12 protein-coding genes and 1 pseudogene are annotated in these 18,722 nt (G+C 66.1%); 8 read left to right on the top strand and 5 right to left on the bottom strand.

Translation table 11 applies throughout. The features are described 5' to 3' along the window. Positions 1-39: 39 nt before the first annotated feature. Together A5696_RS22330 and A5696_RS22325 are read left to right on the top strand one after the other, a co-directional pair. Complete coding sequence (locus tag A5696_RS22330) at positions 40-588, top strand: MmpS family transport accessory protein (protein ID WP_067883178.1); 549 nt, start codon at positions 40-42, stop codon at positions 586-588. Then, on the top strand, positions 585-3,515 hold the full coding sequence (locus A5696_RS22325; RefSeq protein WP_067883177.1) for an RND family transporter: 2,931 nt from the start codon (positions 585-587) through the stop codon (positions 3,513-3,515). Before A5696_RS22330 ends, A5696_RS22325 begins: the two co-directional genes overlap by 4 nt. A 280-nt stretch (positions 3,516-3,795) precedes the next feature. Here A5696_RS22325 and A5696_RS22320 read toward each other — a convergent pair whose 3' ends face one another. Beyond that, positions 3,796-4,455 carry a TetR/AcrR family transcriptional regulator gene (locus A5696_RS22320; RefSeq protein ID WP_067883176.1) on the bottom strand — a complete coding sequence of 220 codons (660 nt, stop codon included), beginning with the start codon at positions 4,453-4,455 and terminating at the stop codon, positions 3,796-3,798. A gap of 114 nt (positions 4,456-4,569) precedes the next feature. Between A5696_RS22320 and A5696_RS22315 the strand changes: the two genes are divergently transcribed. The 5 genes from A5696_RS22315 to A5696_RS22295 all read left to right on the top strand — a co-directional run bounded on the left by A5696_RS22315 (position 4,570) and on the right by A5696_RS22295 (position 10,851). Beyond that, positions 4,570-5,541 (top strand): SDR family NAD(P)-dependent oxidoreductase, encoded by a 972-nt coding sequence (locus tag A5696_RS22315; protein ID WP_369803377.1) that lies wholly within the window; start codon positions 4,570-4,572, stop codon positions 5,539-5,541. A 40-nt stretch (positions 5,542-5,581) separates the two neighbouring features. Next, on the top strand, positions 5,582-6,634 hold the full coding sequence (locus A5696_RS22310) for a zinc-binding dehydrogenase (RefSeq protein ID WP_067883174.1): 1,053 nt from the start codon (positions 5,582-5,584) through the stop codon (positions 6,632-6,634). Positions 6,635-6,682: 48 nt separating this feature from the next. Next, positions 6,683-7,540, top strand: coding sequence for a class I SAM-dependent methyltransferase (locus A5696_RS22305; RefSeq protein ID WP_067883173.1), 858 nt, complete (start codon positions 6,683-6,685; stop codon positions 7,538-7,540). Positions 7,541-7,895: 355 nt separating this feature from the next. Beyond that, on the top strand, positions 7,896-9,614 hold the full coding sequence (locus A5696_RS22300; RefSeq protein WP_067883172.1) for a thiamine pyrophosphate-binding protein: 1,719 nt from the start codon (positions 7,896-7,898) through the stop codon (positions 9,612-9,614). Between the two features lie 166 nt (positions 9,615-9,780). Continuing rightward, positions 9,781-10,851 (top strand): phosphotransferase, encoded by a 1,071-nt coding sequence (locus tag A5696_RS22295; protein ID WP_067883171.1) that lies wholly within the window; start codon positions 9,781-9,783, stop codon positions 10,849-10,851. 226 nt (positions 10,852-11,077) lie between these two features. On the opposite strand, the gene A5696_RS22290 is transcribed toward A5696_RS22295, so the two are convergent. Then, positions 11,078-11,605, bottom strand: a complete 528-nt coding sequence (locus A5696_RS22290) for a hypothetical protein (RefSeq protein ID WP_067883170.1) — start codon at positions 11,603-11,605, stop codon at positions 11,078-11,080. 754 nt (positions 11,606-12,359) lie between these two features. On the opposite strand from A5696_RS22290, the pseudogene A5696_RS22285 reads away from it, so the two are divergent. Further along, positions 12,360-13,592 (top strand): annotated as a pseudogene (locus tag A5696_RS22285) (fatty acid desaturase); the annotation flags it as partial. A gap of 187 nt (positions 13,593-13,779) precedes the next feature. Here the strand turns inward: A5696_RS22285 and A5696_RS22280 are convergent. The 3 genes from A5696_RS22280 to A5696_RS29265 all read right to left on the bottom strand — a co-directional run. Further along, complete coding sequence (locus A5696_RS22280) at positions 13,780-14,337, bottom strand: M15 family metallopeptidase (protein ID WP_067883169.1); 558 nt, start codon at positions 14,335-14,337, stop codon at positions 13,780-13,782. A gap of 46 nt (positions 14,338-14,383) precedes the next feature. Then, the gene (locus A5696_RS22275; protein ID WP_197517052.1) at positions 14,384-15,253 is read right to left on the bottom strand and encodes a cutinase family protein; all 870 of its coding nucleotides are present in this window, start codon (positions 15,251-15,253) and stop codon (positions 14,384-14,386) included. A gap of 140 nt (positions 15,254-15,393) precedes the next feature. Next, positions 15,394-18,722, bottom strand: a 3,329-nt coding sequence (locus A5696_RS29265; protein WP_067883167.1) for an alkaline phosphatase family protein, incomplete at its 5' end; no start/stop codon positions are given.

The raw sequence follows: 18,722 nt of genomic DNA, 5'->3' as shown, positions 1-18,722 counted from the left end.
AACTCCAGCCCATGCAGAGGGGAAGGACTTGGAGTACCCATGACGACGACTGAGCCAAGGACCGAGCCGTTGGAGAAGCAGAGCTCCGCCGGCACGGAGGAAAAGAATGTCACCCCGAAGCGTGCCAGGAAAAAAGGCCTTCTGGGGCGTTACTGGCTGGTGCTTACGATCGCAGCGGTCGTCGCGCTCTCAGGATTCGTGGTGTACCGGTTGCACGGCGTCTTCGGCGTGCACAAGGGTTCGTTCGGTGGCGGCACCTCGGGCGAGGTCCTCGACGAGTTCAACGCCAAGACGATCACGCTCGAGGTCTGGGGCTCGCCGGGCAGCACGGCAACCATCAACTACCTCGACGAAAATTCCCATCCGCAGCAGGCCCTCAACGTGCCCTTGCCCTGGAGCAAAGTATTGAGTTCAACAAAGCCCGGCATCCCGGCGAACCTGGTGGCGCAAGGAGACGGCAGTTGGATCGCCTGCCAATTCGTCGTCAACAACCACGACGGGCACGGTGACGTCATCAAGGCTCCGAATCGCTCAGATTCCAACGAAACCGTGAACCCCTTCGTCTACTGCCTGGACAAGTCCGCATGAGCGAGCCAGGCCAGGCGCCGCCGCGCGTCGACCAGCCGCTGATCCCGCCGTTCCTGCCGCGGATGATCCATCGGCTTGCCCTGCCGATCGTCCTGGTGTGGTTGGCGATCGTGTTCATAACCAACACCGCGTCGCCGCAGCTGGAGGCCGTCTCCAAGGCCCACTCGGTGTCGATGAGTCCGACTGACGCGGCATCCTTTCAGTCGACGATGAAGGTCGGATCGACGTTCAAAGAGTTCAACTCCGATAACTCGGCCATGATCTTGCTGGAGGGTGACAAGCCGCTCGGGGCCGACGCGCACCGCTACTACGACGAGATCGTCAGGCGCGTCGAGCAAGACAAGCAACACGTTCAGCACGTCCAGGATTTTTGGAGTGATCCGCTGACGGCGGCGGGTTCCCAGAGCCACGACCAGAAGGCCGCGTACGTCCAGGTCTACCTCGCCGGCAACATGGGTGGCGGGCTGGCCAGCGAGTCTGCCCTGGCCCTCCGCAAGATCGTGGACTCGGTGCCCGCGCCGCCGGGAATCAAGGCATACGTCACCGGCCCGGGTCCACTGTTCGCCGACCAGTCCCACGCGGGCGAGAAGGGCGTCGCGCTCGTCACTCTTGTCACTTTTGTGGTGATCGTGGTGATGCTGCTGTTCGTCTACCGCTCGTTCACCACCATGCTGATCATGCTGGCGATGGTGTTCATCGAGTTGGCCGCGGCTCGAGGCGTCGTTGCCTTGCTGGCCAACAACGAGATCATCGGACTCTCCACGTTCGCCAACAATTTGTTGGTGTTGATGGCGATCGCCGCCGGAACGGACTACGCGATCTTTGTGGTCGGCCGCTACCACGAGGCGCGCGGTCTGGGCGAGACCCGTGAACAAGCCTTCTACACCATGTTCCATAGCACCGCACATGTCGTGCTCGGGTCGGGCCTGACCATCGCCGGCGCGATGTACTGCCTGAGCTTCTGCCGACTGCCGTATTTCCAGTCATTGGGCGCACCGTGCGCCATCGGCATGTTGGTAGCGGTGCTCGCGGCGTTGACCCTAGGCCCTGCAGTGCTGACCGTGGCTTCGTTCTTCAAGCTCATGGATCCGAAGCGCAAGTTGGCGACCCGGGGCTGGCGTCGCATCGGCACCGCGGTCGTCCGCTGGCCCGCGCCGGTTCTCGCGGTGACCATCGGGGTCGCATTGGTTGGTCTGCTCGCCCTGCCCGGTTACAAGACGGACTACGACAACCGCCACTTCCTGCCGGCGGACACCCCGGCCAATGTCGGCTATGCCGCCGCGGACCGGCACTTCGACCAGGCTCGGCTCAATCCCGAGCTGTTGATGATCCAGACCGATCACGACCTGCGTAACCCGGCCGATTTCCTGATCCTGGACAAGGTGGCCAAGGCGGTCTTCCACATCCCTGGTATCGGACGGGTGCAGACCATCACCCGACCGTTGGGCACGCCGCTCGACCACAGCACCCTCGGTTTTCAGATGGGTGCACAAGCTGCAGCGCGGATCCAGACCCAGCACTATCAGGACGAGCAGGCGGCAAACCTGCTCAAGCAGGCGGACGAACTGCGCAAGACGATGGCAACGCTGCATGAGCAGATGCAGGTCACCCAGGATCTGAGCAACACGACGCACGAAACCACCAGGCTCACCAAGGAAACCGTGCAAATCACGGAGGCATTGCGCGACGACATCGCCAACTTCGACGACTTCTTCCGGCCGATTCGCAGTTACTTCTACTGGGAGCGGCACTGCTACGACATTCCGGCCTGCTGGGCGATCCGGTCGATCTTCAACGCGCTCGACGGCATCGACCAGGTGGCGCAGAACATCGTGAACCTGAGCGCGAACCTGGACAAGCTGGATCGCATCCAGCCGAAGCTGGTGGCGCTGATACCTCCGCAGATCGAAAGTCAGCAGCACAACCTCGACACCATCATGTCGAACTACGCGACCCAGATGGGTCTCAACGAACAGGCCAAAGCGCAGTCCGACAACGCCACCGCCCAAGGCGATGCCTTCGACAAGGCCAAGAACGACGACACCTTCTACCTTCCGCCGGAGGCGTTCAAGAGCCCGGATTTCGCGCGGGGTCTGAAGAACTTCATCTCGCCGGATGGGCACGCCGTGCGCTTGATCATCTCCCATGAAGGCGACCCGGCGAGTCCCGAAGGCATCAGCCACATCGAACCGATCAAGCAGGCCGTGCACGAGGCGATCAAGGGCACGCCCTGGGAGGGCTCCAAGGTGTACCTCGGCGGTACCGCCGCGACGTACAAGGACATGCACGACGGCTCTGACATCGACCTGCTGATCGCCGCAATTGCCGCAGCCACACTGATTTTCATCATCATGCTGGTGATCACCCGAAGCGTCGTCGCGGCCTTTGTGATCGTCGGTACGGTGTTGCTGTCATTGGGCGCCTCATTCGGACTCTCCGTGCTGCTATGGCAGTACATCCTGGGCATGAAGTTGCACTGGATGGTGCTGGCGATGGCGATCATCCTGCTGCTGGCGGTCGGCTCGGACTACAACCTGCTGTTGATATCGCGGTTCAAGGAGGAAATCCGCGCCGGGCTCAAAACGGGGACGATCCGCGCGATGGCCGGTTCGGGCTCGGTGGTGACCTCCGCCGGTCTGGTGTTCGCCGCGACCATGGCCACGTTCATGTTCAGCCCGCTGCTGGTGATGGCCCAGGTGGGTACGACGATCGCGCTGGGTTTGTTGTTCGACACCTTGATCGTGCGGTCGTTCATGACGCCGTCGCTGGCCACCTTGCTGGGGCGCTGGTTCTGGTGGCCGCAGCACGTGCGTCCGCGGCCGGCCAGCACCATGCTGCGACCGTACGGACCGCGTCCCGCCGTGCGCGAGCTGATTCTCAACGACGTCGAGGAGCACCCGGCGGGCGGAGTGGTGCAAGCGCGCTGATCTTCCGTGGCGCGTGAGGGTTGAGATTCGCGCTGGGGTGAAGACCTGCGACTCGGCCTCGGGGCGCGGTTGGAACACTTCGCGGTTCGAATTCTCGGCGCGGCTTCGCCTCAAAAAGCGTTGCGTTGCGGGCGATTTGCTGCGATCAGCCCCCACCACCTGTTTGTACCGCTTCGGCAGATGGTTGACAGGTAAGTCGGCTGATCCTTGACCTCGATGAGGGAGTTAACCGTGGACGAGCAGAAGTATCCGGCGGCTAGAACGGCGACATCAGGATGTTCTAGCTGGAGCGAGGTGCTGCCGGCGAGGGCTTATCAACCATGTTGCGTACTCCCGCCATGGCGATGGCGATAGCCCGACGGGCTGCGGCTTGGACCTGTTCGGTGGTGTCGCCGCGTTGCAGGCAGATCAGCGCGGCGGCCAGGGCTGCGCCCATGAGTGAGCCAATGACAGCGCCGGCTGCCGGGGCGTCGAGAAGGTCGGAGTAGCTGTCGTGAAGCGCCTCGGCAAGGCGGGTTTCGGCTTGGAAATACCGGTGCAGGGTGGCCGCCTGCACTGAGGGCACCGAGACGATCATGGGCAGCCGCACTGACGCCAACCCACCGTCGATTTCGTCTCTGACCGCGTCGGCCAGCATTTGCTCCATGACTTTCACCAGAACATCAGGCATGCGGTCGTCGGGTTGGCGCTGCGTGATGATCGCGACCGCATCGTCGATGCGTGCCGACAGGTGCGGGAAAAGAACTTCGTCTTTACTCGCAAAGTGGTTGAAGAAGGTCTTGGTTGACATCTCGGCGGCCGCGGCGATCTCAGCGACGGTGGTCTGCTCGTAGCCCTTCTCTTCAAACAGCCGCATGGCCGCACTGATCAGCGCCTGGCGGGTGCGCTGGCGCTTGCGGTCGCGCAAACCGAGTTCGTCAGTCGAGCGTGGAAACGTCATCTACATTCAGAGTAGCAGTACATTCGATAGAGACTTACACTCGATATAATCATGTTGCCAAAGCGGGTGCTTCTCTGCGATGGGAGTTCTGTAATGGGCAGTTTGGAGGGCCGGGTGGCGCTGATCACCGGGGCGGGTCGGGGGATCGGCCGGGCCGAGGCGCTGTTTTTCGCTGCGGAAGGTGCACGCGTGGTGGTCAACGATCGCGGCGTCGAACGTAACGGGACTGGCGCCGATGCCGGCCTTGCCCAAGCCGTGGTCGACGAGATCACCGTGGCCGGGGGCAACGCGATCGCCAATAGCGACGACGTGACCGACTGGCAGGGCGCGCGCCGCATGATCGATGCGGCGACCGAGGCCTACGGGGACCTGCACATCCTGGTCAACAACGCGGGTATCGACAACCACGCGGCGCTTGAGATCATCACCGAAGACCAATTCGACTCGGTCATCGCGGTCAACCTCAAAGGCACCTTCGCGGTCAGCCGCTGGGCGGCGCACTACTGGCGTGGCCAGGTCGACCAGCATGGTTCGGGCGTGGACCGGGTGATCATCAACACGGCTTCCGAGTCAGGTCTCACCCAACCGCTGCCGCTGCAGTCCAACTACGCCGCCTCCAAAGCCGGTGTGGCGGCGATGACCATCGTGCACGCCCTGGAGCTCAGCCGCCTCGGGGTGCGGGTCAACTGCCTGGTGCCCAGCATGATCCGCACCCGCACCAGCCTGGATTTCGTTCCGGGCTTTTCAGAGGCACCCCCCAAGGGGCAGTTCGATCCGCGCGACCCGATACGGATCGCGCCGGTGGCCGCCTACCTGGCCAGCGCCGACTGCCCGATGACCGGCCAATTCTTGACAGTTCGTGGCTCCACCGTCACCTTGCTGCGCGGCTGGGCACCCGACGGGCAGGTGCAGCGCGGCGAGGAGCCATGGACGGTCGCCGATCTGGCACCCGAACTCGAGGCCCTGCCCCGCGAGGACGTGATGGCCGGACTCATGGCCTTTTTTGAGGAAGCTGTAGGACCAGCCGAGCTGCAGGTGCTCGCCGACTACGCAAACACCTACTTTCAACAAAGCCCATCCGAATAGCCACTGCGACAGCTCAATTCACTTAAGAAGGGGCCACAGCATGCGCGCGGGCGTGTTCCATAACGGCAAGTTTGCCGTAGTCGATGTCGCCGATCCCCGACCCGAACCCGGCCAGCTGCTGGTGCGCACACTCGCGTGCGGCATCTGCGGCACGGATCTGCATTTCCTCCGCGATGCCCAAACCATCGTGGGCATCAACGACGAGCTGTGGCCGACCCTGGGTCCCGCCGCCGTCGGTGACTCCCACGTCGACCTATCCAAAGACGTCTTCATGGGCCATGAATTCTGCGCAGAAGTACTCGAAGCCGGCCCGGACACCGACGGCCCACCCCCGGGCAGCACAGTGGTGTCGGTGCCCGTCCTCCTCTCGAAGAGCGGCGTGCACCGCCTGACCTACAACAATGATTACCCGGGTGGTTACGCCCAACTGATGCTGTTGTCAGCGCCGCTGGTCGTGCCGGTGCCGAATGGCCTGCGGCCACAGCTGGCCGCGCTCACCGAACCGCTGGCCGTCGGCGTGCACGCCGTCGCCAAATCAGCGCTGCAGCCCGGGGAAACCGCCGTCGTGCTTGGGTGCGGGCCGATCGGACTGGCGATTATCGCCGCATTACGCATCGCCGGGGTCCACACCGTGATCGGCGCCGACTTCTCGCCCCGCCGCAGGGAACTCGCCGGCCTGATGGGCGCGACCCAAACCGTCGACCCCGCAGCCGAATCCGCCGTCCGGGCCGGGCGACGCGCAGCCGGTACCGCTGCGCTCGTGGTCTTTGAGGCAGTGGGCGTGCCAGGAATCATCCAACAAATCATGCACGACGTCCCCATCGGTGCCCGCATCGTCGTCGCGGGGCTATGCATGCAGCCCGACACGATCGTGCCCTACTACGGGATCGCCAAGGAACTCTCGGTCCAATTCGTCGTCGCATACAGCCTTGACGAGTTCGCCAGCGCGCTCGCCGCCATCGCCGACGGCCGCGTCGATGTCACCCCGATGATCACCGGCGCGGTGGGCCTCGACGGCCTGTCGGGCGCATTTGACGCGCTCGCCGATCCCGCCCAACACTGCAAAATCCTGGTCGAACCCGCCAAGCCGTGACCGCACCCAGCGTTATTCGCTACCAGAACATGACCAGGTCGGAGCGACATGGCAGAGATCGAAAAGGCCAGTCTCACAGGGACGCAGCAGACCGCGCTGGTAGGGCTATACGGCAAAGCCCTCGATAGCCGTCAGCCAGACTCGATACTTTCCGATCGAGAGGCCGATCAGGCCCTGCACCGGGTGGACTGCGACTTCGCCGCGTTGCGGCTGCGCCGGCGCGACCAAATTTCGGCCGCAGTGCGGGCCAAGGCCTACGACAGGTGGGTGCAGCGCTTCATCGACGTGCACCCCGAATGCGTTGTGCTGCATCTGGGCTGCGGACTGGACACCCGGGTCTACCGGGTCAACCCGCCAGCCACTGTCGACTGGTATGACATCGACCTGCCTGAGGTCATCGGGCTGCGGCGGCGGCTCTTCTCGCCACGTGCAGGTCTACATACCATCGCCGCCTCGGTCACCGATCCCGCGCTGCTCAACACCATCCCCGCCGACAAGCCGGTCGTGGTCGTCGCCGAAGGATTGACACCGTATCTGCGCGCTGCCGATGGCGTCGCGATGCTGCGACGCATCACCGACCGCTTCCCCAGCGGTGAATTGGTTTTCGACGGCTACAGCCCGGCGGGAGTGTGCGGGCTGCACCGCTACCCACCAGTGAAAGCCTCTGGCGCCCAACTCGACTGGAGTATCAACGACCCGCACGACCTAGCAAAAGCGGTCCCCGGCCTGATCTTTGACTCCGAATCGTGGTACTGGGATCCAGTCGAGATCAAGCAACACTACTCGCGGCTCTATAGGCACCTCATGCCGATCCTGTTCCACATCACCCCGATACGCCGATTCGGCCGAGCCCTGCACTACCACTTCGACCACCCCAGTGCCCAGCGATCACAACCACGGGACTAACCGCCCACACCTGCCGCCCCCGCGCACGTGTGCGCAGCCGCGCAGCTCGACCACACGCTTGACAAGCTGCTCCGCCAACGTCCAGCACCATGGCGGGACCACCTGCGGAATTCCGTGAACGCTGCGGCCGGGAATTACGCGAACGTCGACATAGCGGCGACCGGTCGAGGCGGGACTTTGTCCCCTGCCCCTCGGCGAAGTGGTGTGCTCCAATCCGGGAGTACCGCGCTCAGGCCAGTCGGCTTGTCTTGAAAAGTCAAGAGCTCGTCCTGATTTGTCAAGACTTTCCCAGCGGCGGTGCCGCACCGTGGCACTACAACCAATTCAAGAAGCAGACCTCGACTGGAGGTTGGAGATGACTGAGATCACCGGCGGCGAGTTGTTCGCGCGCGCTCTTCAAGCGGAAGGGATCGAGTTTGTCTTCGGGCTGCCCTGTCCGGAGATCGACCCGCTGCTGGCGCAATTGCAACCACATGGCATCAGGATGGTACCGGTGCGGCACGAAGCGGCCGGCGTCCACATGGCCGAGGGGCTGTACAAGACCACCGGCAAGGTCGCCGCCGTGCTGGGCAACCCCGGTCCGGGCTCGGCCAACCTGCTGCCCGGCGTGATCACCGCGCTGCACGAGGGCGTTCCGGTGCTGGCCATCACCTCCCAGCACCGCCTCGGCATCGTCTACCCGTCGCCGCCGTCCACCTTTCAGGGACAAGACCAACTCGACCTCTTTCGCCCGGCGGTGAAGTGGGGCGGCCCCATCTTCGAGTGGGCCCGTATCCCCGAGGTGTTGCGAATGGCGTTCCGCGAAATGCACAGTGGCCGCCCCGGTCCCGTCCACATCGAGCTGCCGGCACCGATCCTCTACGAGACCGGCGATCCCGAGACCGCGCCCGTACTGGCGCCGGCTGCCTACCGGGTGGGTCCGCCGCAGCCGTCGGATCGCCAGCTCGACGAGGCGGCCGCGCTCCTGGCCGCGGCGAAGCGTCCGGTGCTGATCGCAGGCCAGGGCGTGGATCGCGCCGACGCACGCGATCGTGTACTCGAGATTGCCGAGCGGCTCGCCTGCCCCGCGATGAGCTCGATGGCGGGCCGCGCGAGCGTCCCGGGCGACCACCCCAACTACGTCTTCGGCTTCGGCCCCGGCGGTGACCTTGCGCGCAGCGAGGCCGACGTCTTGCTCGTCGTCGGCTCGCGGATGGGCAATCTCGATGTCCCCTATGACACCTACTGGGGCGACCCAATGGACAAGCGACTCATCCAAATCGACATCGACCCCCGCAATTTCGGTGTCACGCGGGCCCTGCACATGGGCATCCTCGCCGACGCCCACACCGCGCTCGACGGTATCGCCGCTCGGCTGCGTGCGATCGACCCCGGCGCGCGTGATGGCGCGGATCTGGCGCGTTACCGCCGGCTCGACGAGCAGGTACGGACGCAGATGGCCACGCCGATCCTGGAATGGCAGGGCCCGGGCATCCATCCCGCGCACGCGTTGGGTGCCATCGGTGCGGTGTTCGGTCCGGACGCGGTCTACACCGTCGATGGTGGCAACACCTCGCTGTGGGCCTACACCATGCTGCCGCCGACCCGGCCGCGTTCGTATCACTCCATCCTCGAACTCGGCATGCTCGGCACCGGCATCCCGTCGGCAATCGGCGCCAAACTCGGCGCACCTGAGCGCGACGTCGTCTGCGTCACCGGAGACGGGGCGGCCGGATTCAACATGATGGAACTGCAGACCGCCGCCCGCGAGGACGTCAACGTCACGGTGATCGTATTCGCTGAGGGCTCATGGACGATGGAGGAAATCAACGAGCTGCAGTTGTATGGCACGACATTCGGAACCGCGCAGGGCGAAATCCGTTGGGACGTCGTGGCGCAAGGCCTTGGCTGCCACGGCGAATACGTCGATCGCATCGAGGACCTCGATGGCGCCTTGCGGCGTTCGCGCGAGCACGAGGGCCCGAGCGTCGTGTGCCTGCGCACCGACCACGACGCCAACCTGTCCATACCCGCCGAGATGGCGGCGCGATTTTTCGAGGTCTACTCCGGCCCGGCGAAACCAGCCATGGTCTAGGGGAGACGCCCATGGCCAAGAACATGGAGGTGGCCGAAAACCGTGGTGCTGACCGAGGAGTTGCGATCATGACCACACCCGGCTCGCCGGCAGACCGCAAGGACGGCAGCGCCGCGAGCGACTGACCGGGGCTGCGGCGTCGGCTTACGACAGTAATGTTGCACCGATGGACGGTGTGGCAGAACTGGTGCCGGTGCTACCGGCGCACCGCTTCGATGAGGCCGCCCTGGCACGGTACCTGCGCGGCCAACTGCCAGGCTTCGACGGTCAACTCAGGATTCGCCAGTTTCAAGGCGGGCAGAGCAACCCGACGTTCCACCTGCAGACCGCCGGTGGCGAGTACGTCCTTCGCAAGAAGCCGCCGGGCAGGTTGCTGCCCCGGGCGCATGACGTAGAGCGCGAACACCGCGTCATGTCGGCGTTGCGAGACACCGATGTGCCGGTGCCGCGCATGCGGCTATTGTCCAACGACGAATCCGTCATCTGCACAACGTTTTTCGTCATGGATTACCTCCCTGGACGCATCTTTCATGATCCGGCGTTGCCCGCCGTCGGTCCGGCGCATCGCGCGGCGATCTACGAGGACCTCGCGCGGGTGCTTGCCGCGCTGCACGGAGTGGACTGGCGTGCGGCAGGACTCGAGGGGTTCGGCAGACCGGAGGGATACCTGCAGCGTCAGGTGGCGCTGTGGACGAGGCAGTGGCAGGCCGCGCGCGTGGAGGACATGCCGGCGATGGACCGGTTGGCGCAATGGCTGCCAGAACACCTGCCAGCGGACGACGAGCCGGCGTGCATCGCGCACGGCGACTACCGCCTGGGTAACGTCCTGATCCACCCGACCGAGCCCCGGATTGTCGCGGTCCTGGACTGGGAGCTGGCAACCATCGGCCATCCGTTGGCTGACCTCGGCTACACCTGTCTGACCTACCATCTATCGCCGGAATTCAGCGGTACCAGGGGTGTGGCGGGCGAGGACCTGACGGGCACCGGCATACCCGATGAGCAAGCATTCGTCGCGAGTTACTGTCGCCATGCGGACCGAGAGCCAACTCGCTCGCTCGACGCCTTCATCGTGTTCTCCATGTTCCGGCTTGCCTCCATCACCGCCGGCGTGTGGCGGCGCGGGCTCGACGGCAACGCGGCCGACTCCCGGGCCGGCTCAGCGGACGTCCGGGACCGCTACCGCGCCCTGGCGCAGAGCGCGTGGGCTCTCGCACAACAACTTTCGGGCGGATAGAGCGTGCGCGCCACCCTCACCGCGGCGTCAACGCGCGCCCGGGGGCGGTTCTGGCGCGAATCGTGCCTGGGCCGGAGACGGGCCCGGAACCGCTGTCCTGCAGACGATTAAAGGCTTGTGGCGGTTCACTTCGCCTGCCGCGCGGGTCGCCGTCAAGAAACTCGCGATCCGGTTCGAGCCCCGCCCACGTCAGCGACGGCTCGGCCGCTAAGGCGGAAAGTCGGAATCAGTGCCCCGCGACGGCCTGCACCAGCATGGTCGCGGACGGGCTCGACAACACCCAGTTCCCGTTCTGATTGACAAACATGAGCGGCTTCGTGACCGGCGCCGACAGCTTCGGTCCCGAGACGGCCACATCGGACATGACCGTGGTCGGACCGTTCTGTTGGATGTTGGAGACGACAAACGACAGCGGGAGCTGCCCGTTCCGGTAGGCCACTCGCAGCTCGTGATCCATCTGGTGGCCCTCGCCCGACCCGATGCCGCCCTCGACCAGGCCATCTTTGGTCCTATACGACACGCCCGGATTGGAAAGGTCGTTGAGGATGCCAGTCAACTGGTCTGGGGTCGGGAGGATCATTGTCGACGCGGGTTGCGGCGGGTCCTGTGGTAGCGGCGCGCCGGCCGAGGCCAGTTGCACCTGAGGCAGGCCCGCAGGCGCGATACCCGATGCGCTGGATGCCAGCCCGGCGGCGCCACCGCCCACGACGGCCAGTGCAGCCGCGCTGACGGCAAGTGATTTCATGGATTTCATGGCTCTCCCTGTTTTGCGCATGGACGTGCGGGGCTGCTCCCCGCATCTATATGCCGACGATGCGTACTGGCACATCGTGCATCAATAAGTGGGCGCAAAACTGCTCTGTATCAATCGGTATCAATCTGTGAGGAAACTGTAGTGCCGCTCCTCATCCCCAATTCATGCCAAAATCGCTGGCATTAGAAATTGACAACGGTCTGATGCGCACGACCGCATCGCTGGGGGACGTCAAGACGCGTGGACCACAGCACTAAGCGACTTGCGTTCCGGGAACACCGGCTGGGTTGTCTGTCGGTTAGGAGAAGGTCGAGCAACCAGAGCCGGCCGTCGCCGACAGACGGTCCAATCGGCAGCGTAGGATGAGCACCACATGCCGGTCAGGTCGACCAGCGGCTCGGAGGGGGTCCTTGATGATGCTCCTCGCCATCGGTCTGATAGGGGCGGTGGCGGGGCGAACGGATCCCACTGTCGGTGCGCCGCGGCGGTCAAAGACAAAGCCACCCCTTATCGTGTACTGAGCGGCCTCCAGGTTTGCCGTGCTCGGCTACCCGATCAACGAACGAGGTTGAGGCGCAGGCAAATTAGATCCGCCTCATAAGCCTGTGAATCAGCTAAGTCCGCCGGCCCAGAGGGAACGGCCGACCCGCTAGGCGCGTTGAGCGATCGAGGGAGTGGCCTCGGGGACTGACGGGGCTCGCCGTGCACGTGAACGCTGAACTCCCACACAGGGAAATTTCAAGAGAAGGAAGCCATGGCGATTACCGACGTTCCAGCTTTTGCCCACTTGACTGCGGAAGACATCGAGAATCTGGCCGTCGAACTGGACGCGATCCGCCGGGACGTCGAGGATTCTCTTGCTGAGCGCGACGCGCGTTACATCCGGCGCACCATTGCCGCGCAACGTGCCCTCGATATCGCCGGACGGCTCCTGTTGGCCGGAAGCTCGAAACGCTCGGCATGGTGGGCGGGGACCCTGACCCTTGGTCTGGCCAAAATCATCGAGAACATGGAAATCGGTCACAACGTCATGCACGGCCAATGGAATTGGATGAACGATCCCGAGATCCACTCCACGACATGGGAGTGGGACATGAGCGCGGCATCAAAACATTGGATCGCCTCCCACAACCATCAGCACCACAAGTACACCAACATCCTCGGCATGGATGACGACGTGGGCTACTTCATCCTGCGGGTGACGCGCGACCAGCCCTGGGAAGGCTTCAATCTCGGCAACCTGCTGTTCAACGCCCTGCTCGCGCTGGGATTTGAGTGGGGAATCGGCCTGCAGACCGTCGACTTGGAAAAGCTGTTGACGGCCGGGCCGGAGCGCGACAGCGTCCTCGAGAAGACGCGTGAGTTCTCGACCAAGGCCGGGCGGCAGGTCTTCAAGGATTACCTGGCGTTCCCGGCCCTCACCTCCTTGTCACCGGCGGCGACGTACACCTCGACGCTGACGGCCAACGCGGCGGCCAACGTGATCCGCAACGTGTGGGCTAACGCCGTCATCTTCTGCGGGCACTTTCCCGATGGCGCGGAGAAGTTCACCAAGACCGACATGATCGGCGAAACGAAGGGCCAGTGGTACCTGCGCCAGATGCTCGGCAGCGCCAACTTCGAGGCCGGGCCGGTGCTGCGGTTCATCAGCGGCAACCTGTGCCACCAGATCGAACACCATTTGTACCCCGACCTGCCGAGCAACCGGCTGCACGAGGTCTCGGTGCGGGTGCGCGCGTTGTGCGACAAATACGACCTGCCTTACACCACAGGCTCTTTTGTGATGCAGTACGCCAAGACTTGGCGCACCATCGCCAAGCTGTCACTGCCGAACAAATACTTGCGCGACACGGTCGACGACGCGCCGGAAACCCGCAGCGAGCGAATGTTCGCTGAACTCGAGCCCGGCTTCGCCAGGACCGACCGGGCGTCGGGGCGTCGTCGTGGTCTCAAGACCGCGATAGCGGCGGTCCGCCAATGGCGTCGGGAATCGGTCACCGCAGCGGCACCCGCTGACACACCAGGTTCAATTGGGGATCGCGTGCGTGTGCCCCAAGCGAGGCGCACATCTCCGTCGACGGGCCGAGGTGGGGCATTCCCGGTCAATTGATTCCAGCCTGTGACCTACCCTCCTGAAGTCTGCCGTTACGGAGCGGCGGACCAAACCGCCCCGGTCATCCGGCCGCGTTGGGCAACAGGGCCGGGCAGTTCCCCGCGGCGTCCGTCGCCAGTTCGAAGTGCCACAGCTCGTTGGCGTAAATCCGGCACAGCCCGAAGCGCGACCCGTTGGCGATGAGCCACTGGTCGGCGCCCGGACCCCCGACGTCGACCGCCTCGCCGGTGACGTGCTTGGACATCTCCGGGGTCTGCACGTATTGCCGCGCCGCGGCGAGGCTGCCGTAGGTCCGGACGGCGTTGTCGAGCAGCCGCTGTTGAAACTCCGGCGACCGCCAGCCCGAGGTGATGGTCATGGTGACGCCGTCCGCGGCGGCCGCATTCGCGGCACCCTGGATCGCTTTCAACAGCGCCGGGTCGAGGCGCGCGATCGCCGAGTATTGGATGTCGAACGGCGTCAGTTGGCCCCCGCTGGGCAGGGAACCGTCGCCGGGGTCAGCGGGAGGAGCCAATGGGACGGTGTGGTCGGCAAGCCTGGTGTGCGGTGCCGGCGGATCAGACGGCGCGAGGACTCCGAAGGCCGCGGCAATGGCGGCGGCCAACGCAACTGATCGCATGCTTCCTCTCCTGGCTGTCCCCCGACACTCTACCGATGGGGGCTGGTCAGACCTGACCGGTGGAAAACGGTTGCGTCTCTTGGCCCGCCAAGGCGATGAAGTTATAGATCGGCGTGGTGTCGTAGGTGTAGTGAGATGCATTGGGGCCGGCCGCCAAGAACATTCCCCCGTTGTAGATCGCCTCGGTGATGGAGATGATTTCTTCAACCGATGTGGTCGGGTTCACCAGCTTCAACGCGTCGCGAAGGATTGCGAATATGTTTGGACTGTTTGCATTTTGGACGATGTTATAGATCTGCGTTTCGATGACACCCGGGCCGGCCTCCGCTGTCCACGGGTTGGGGCCGACCGGTGCGTCGGTGTAAATGTCGTTGCCGACGCCGATAGTGTTGACGAAATCCCCCCAGAAATGCGTGACCGGCGTCAGTAGGTGGGGTGCCACGTCCGCGGGCATCATGCAGGCCGGGCCTGCGACGCCGCCGGTGACAACACCGTCAACGTCAGCCGGCATCGGCCATCCCGCGAACTGGTTGCCGGAAGCGAAACCCGGCAGCCGGAGAGGGTTTCCCCAAACTCCCACCGCGACAATGCGGTTCGCGATCTGCGGATTCAGCCACGCGATCGTGTGCAGGAATTGGCAGACGACGATGGCGCCCTGTGAATACCCGAGCAGGATGATGGAATTGTCCGGATAGGACGGCGCCCCGCCTGGTGGATTGATTTGCGTGCAAAGCCTGTTCAGCTCGGCGACGCCGGCGTCCACGCTCGGGCCCATGGGGAACACGCTGGCCGGGTAGTTACCGACGGGCTGCCAGTAGAACAGGTCTGGAAACGCGGTCGCCAGTGCGTAACCTACGCCGGCGGGTTGCGGTGGCGCGGTGTTCCACATGTCGACACCGGTTCCCGATACGGTCATCACTATGTGTGGCATCATCCGACCTTCCACGTGTTCTGAGGTGCGAACCAGGGCTCGAAGGTGGAGTGCCCAGTCCTTGGCAATCCGACACTCCCGAGGTCAGACGTTCGGCGTCCGGCCGCGCCTGCCGGGGCTGCCGTTTACGTCCAGAATTCGTTCATGGGTTGGGCGTACATGTCGTTGGCGGTGAGCGGACCCAGGGCTCCCGGCGTAGGACTCAAGGCGTCTTCGATGGTCGCCATCAGGCCGTACTGGTCGTAGTGGCCGGTGGCGACGAAGTGGCCCGATTGCATCTCGCCCAGCGTCACGGCGCCCTGGTTGGGGATGACGATCATGGGGACGTTGTTGCCCTGGTTGCCGATGCCCAGCGACAGGTTGTTGTAGTCCTCGTCCCAGGTGATGATGATCGCGTCCTTCTGTGTCGGGTCGGTCCACGTCGGCGAGCCCTGAATGGTGGACACCTGTTGCTGGACGAACTGGTCACCGGCGGCGATGTTGTACTGGTGCGTCGTGAGCTGGCTGCCCAGAAAGTGGAGAGCGCCGGTGGGAGTGCTGACGGGGCCTTCCATGTTGTAGGACTCGTTGGCGGCAAGCCAGGCGAATTGCGGTGCGGTATTGGGGTTTTGCAGGTCGGTGCTCAAATTCGTCAGCGGGAGCAGGTGGGTCGGCAGGTAGGCCGGGTTGGGGTTGGCGTAGACGTAGTTGAACATGGCGAAGGGTAGTTGGTCGACGGCGTAGTCACCCGAGTTGGTGATGGCACCGGGGTAGGGCATGCTCTGCGCGTAGCCGGCCCAGGTGACGCCCGACGAATCCATTCTTGCCATGAGGTTGTTGTTTCCGTAGATGACGTTCGGCGGCGGGTTGACGTCGATGCCGTAGTCCGTTCCGCCCAGGATCCGGAAGTAGTTGGGGTCGCTGGGGTGACCGAGGGCGTAGTAGTTGTCGGCGTATCCGTAGCTGTTGATCAGGGCGTTGATGTAGGGCGCGTTCGGGCTGCCGAGGATGTCACCGACGCCGTGGTTCTCCATGTAGATCAGGAACACGTGATCCAGATGGCCGACGTTGGACACCGGTGGGGTGAGGGACGGCTGGGCGAGGCTTGGATCGCCGACGGTGAACGACAGGTTGTCGGCGAAGGCGTTGTTGTAGTTGCCGAGCACCGGGTTGTGGTCGGCGAAGGTCACGGTCACCACGGCTTTGGTGGTGCCCACCGGGATCGTCCCGGAGACGTCCCGTGCCTGGAACCCGGTGAGTCCCAGGCGATCCAGCGCCGTGACCGACCCGGTCGAGCCGGTGCCCAGAACGGCACCGTTGGCATTGAGGAAGGTGACCTGCGTCGAGGCCGAGGACGGGTCGCCCAGGTAGCCGCCGAGCATTCCACTCAGCGTGTACGGCGTCGTGCCGGTGTTGATTTTCCCGGCTGCAGTGGACAGGTTGACGACCTGGCTGATGGTGGACGTGGCCACGGGTCCGCCGCCGGCGAAATTGCTGCCGCCGCCCGGGGGCGGGGTGCCTGGGAAGCTCAAGAAGCCCGGCAGATCCGGGATCGAGAACGGCCCGGGATAACCGCGCGGGGTGCCGTACGCGATCACCGTCGGGGTGCCCGTCACCGTCCAGCCCGGAATGGTCACCCCGCTATAGCCCGACCCGGACGGGTCTGCCGTCTCGAAGCCGGGGTTGACGAGCAGGTTCGGGCTCATCGGCAGTCCGGGGACCCCGTTTCGGCCCAGCAGCAGCCCGCCGGCTCCCACGGTGCCGGGTCCGCCCAGCAGCGCGACGGTTGCGGCGTTGCCGCCGTTGCCGCCGCTGCCACCGTCACCGACCAGGAAGGCGTTGCCGCCGCTTCCGCCGCTACCGCCGCCGAAGGGCGAGGTCGGTGCGGCATCCGCGCCGGCGCCGCCGGGACCGCCGTCGCCGACCAGCGACCCGCCACCTCCACCGTGGCCGCCTGCCCCGCCGGGGCCCGCGGCGGCGAATCCGCCGGGCCCGCCGGCGCCACCGCTGCCCAGCGACGTCGCGTTGCCGCCGATCCCGCCCTGGCCGCCGGCGGCGGGCCCGACGGTTGCTCCGGACGTGCCGCCGGGGCCTCCGGCGCCGCCGGATCCCAGCCACCCTGCGGTGGCGCCGGGCCCGCCGGTGCCACCGGCACCGTTGTCGCTGGATCCGCCGGCCCCACCGGACCCGCCGCTGCCCGCCAGCGCGCCGCCGGGCCCGCCACCCCCGCCGGGTCCGCCGGCGCCGTTGCTGCTCGAACCGCCGTCGCCGCCGGACCCGCCGCCACCCCAGACGGTCCCGCCGGCGCCGCCCGGTCCGCCGGCCCCGCCGTCGGATTGGATGGATGCTCCGCCGACCCCGCCGCTGCCGCCACCGGCGCCGACCAGCCCACCGAGCGGCCCGCCGGCCCCGCCGGCACCGCCGGCGCCGGGACGCAAGCCTGGGGTCAACTGGCCGGTCATCCCGCCGGTCCCGCCGACACCACCGGAGCCCAAGAACCCGCCACGCCCGCCGGCGCCGCCGCGCCCGCCGTCCCCGCCGCCGCCGGTGGTGGCGCCGACGCCGCCGGCCCCGCCCGGACCGCCGTTACCGAACAGCCAGCCGCCACTGCCGCCCATGCCGCCGGCCCTGCCGGGGCCGGACGCCCCGAACCCGCCGGCTCCGCCCGAGCCGCCGGCACCCAACAACCCCGCGGCACCGCCGGCACCGCCGGGTACGCCATTCGCGCCGGAGCCGCCGGAGCCGCCGGACCCCAGCAACCACCCGCCGGGTGCCCCGACGGCGCCGCTGCCCGCGGCGCCGGGCGCGCCGTTGGCGATGAGCGGGCGCCCGGTCAGGGCCTGGCTCGGCGCGTTGATTACGTTGAGCGCCGCCGCCGGCAGCAACAATCCGTTGGCTCCGGTGGCGCCGTCGCCGCCGGCCGGCGCACCGAGCCCGCCGGTCCCGCCGGTCCCGCCGAGGCCGAGCAGCGTGGCCCTGCCGCCGGCCCCGCCCGCCCCGCCGGCGAAGCCGGTGGCGCCCTGCGCGCCAGCCCCTCCGGCACCGCCGTCGCCGGCCAGCAGGGCTCCGGCACCGCCTGCGCCGCCCGCCCCGCCGGCGCCGGCCGACGCGAACCCGCCGGACCCACCGGTCCCGCCGAAACCGATCACGCCGGCGTCACCGCCGGCCCCCCCGTGGCCGCCGGTGCCGCTGCCGAAGTTGTTGCCCCCGGCGCCGCCCGAGCCGGCGGAGCCCAGAAGCCAGCCGGAGTGGCCGCCCGTGCCGCCGGCCCCGCCGTCGCCGCCGAAGCTGGTGCCGCCGACACCGCCGGGACCGCCGTTGCCCACCAGCAGGGCGCCGGCGCCGCCGGGCCCGCCGGCCCCGCCGCCGCCGTTGCCGCCCATCCCCCCGGTGCCGATGAGGTTGAAGAGTGCGCCGCCGCTGCCGCCGTCGCCGCCGACGCCCGCGAGCCCGTTGGCCCGGCTGACGCTGAACC

The organism is Mycobacterium sp. E2699 (genome assembly GCF_001666745.1).
Lineage (GTDB): Bacteria > Actinomycetota > Actinomycetes > Mycobacteriales > Mycobacteriaceae > Mycobacterium.
The sequence above is the reverse complement of the archived record's forward strand: the minus strand, read 5'-3'. Positions and strand labels throughout refer to the sequence as shown.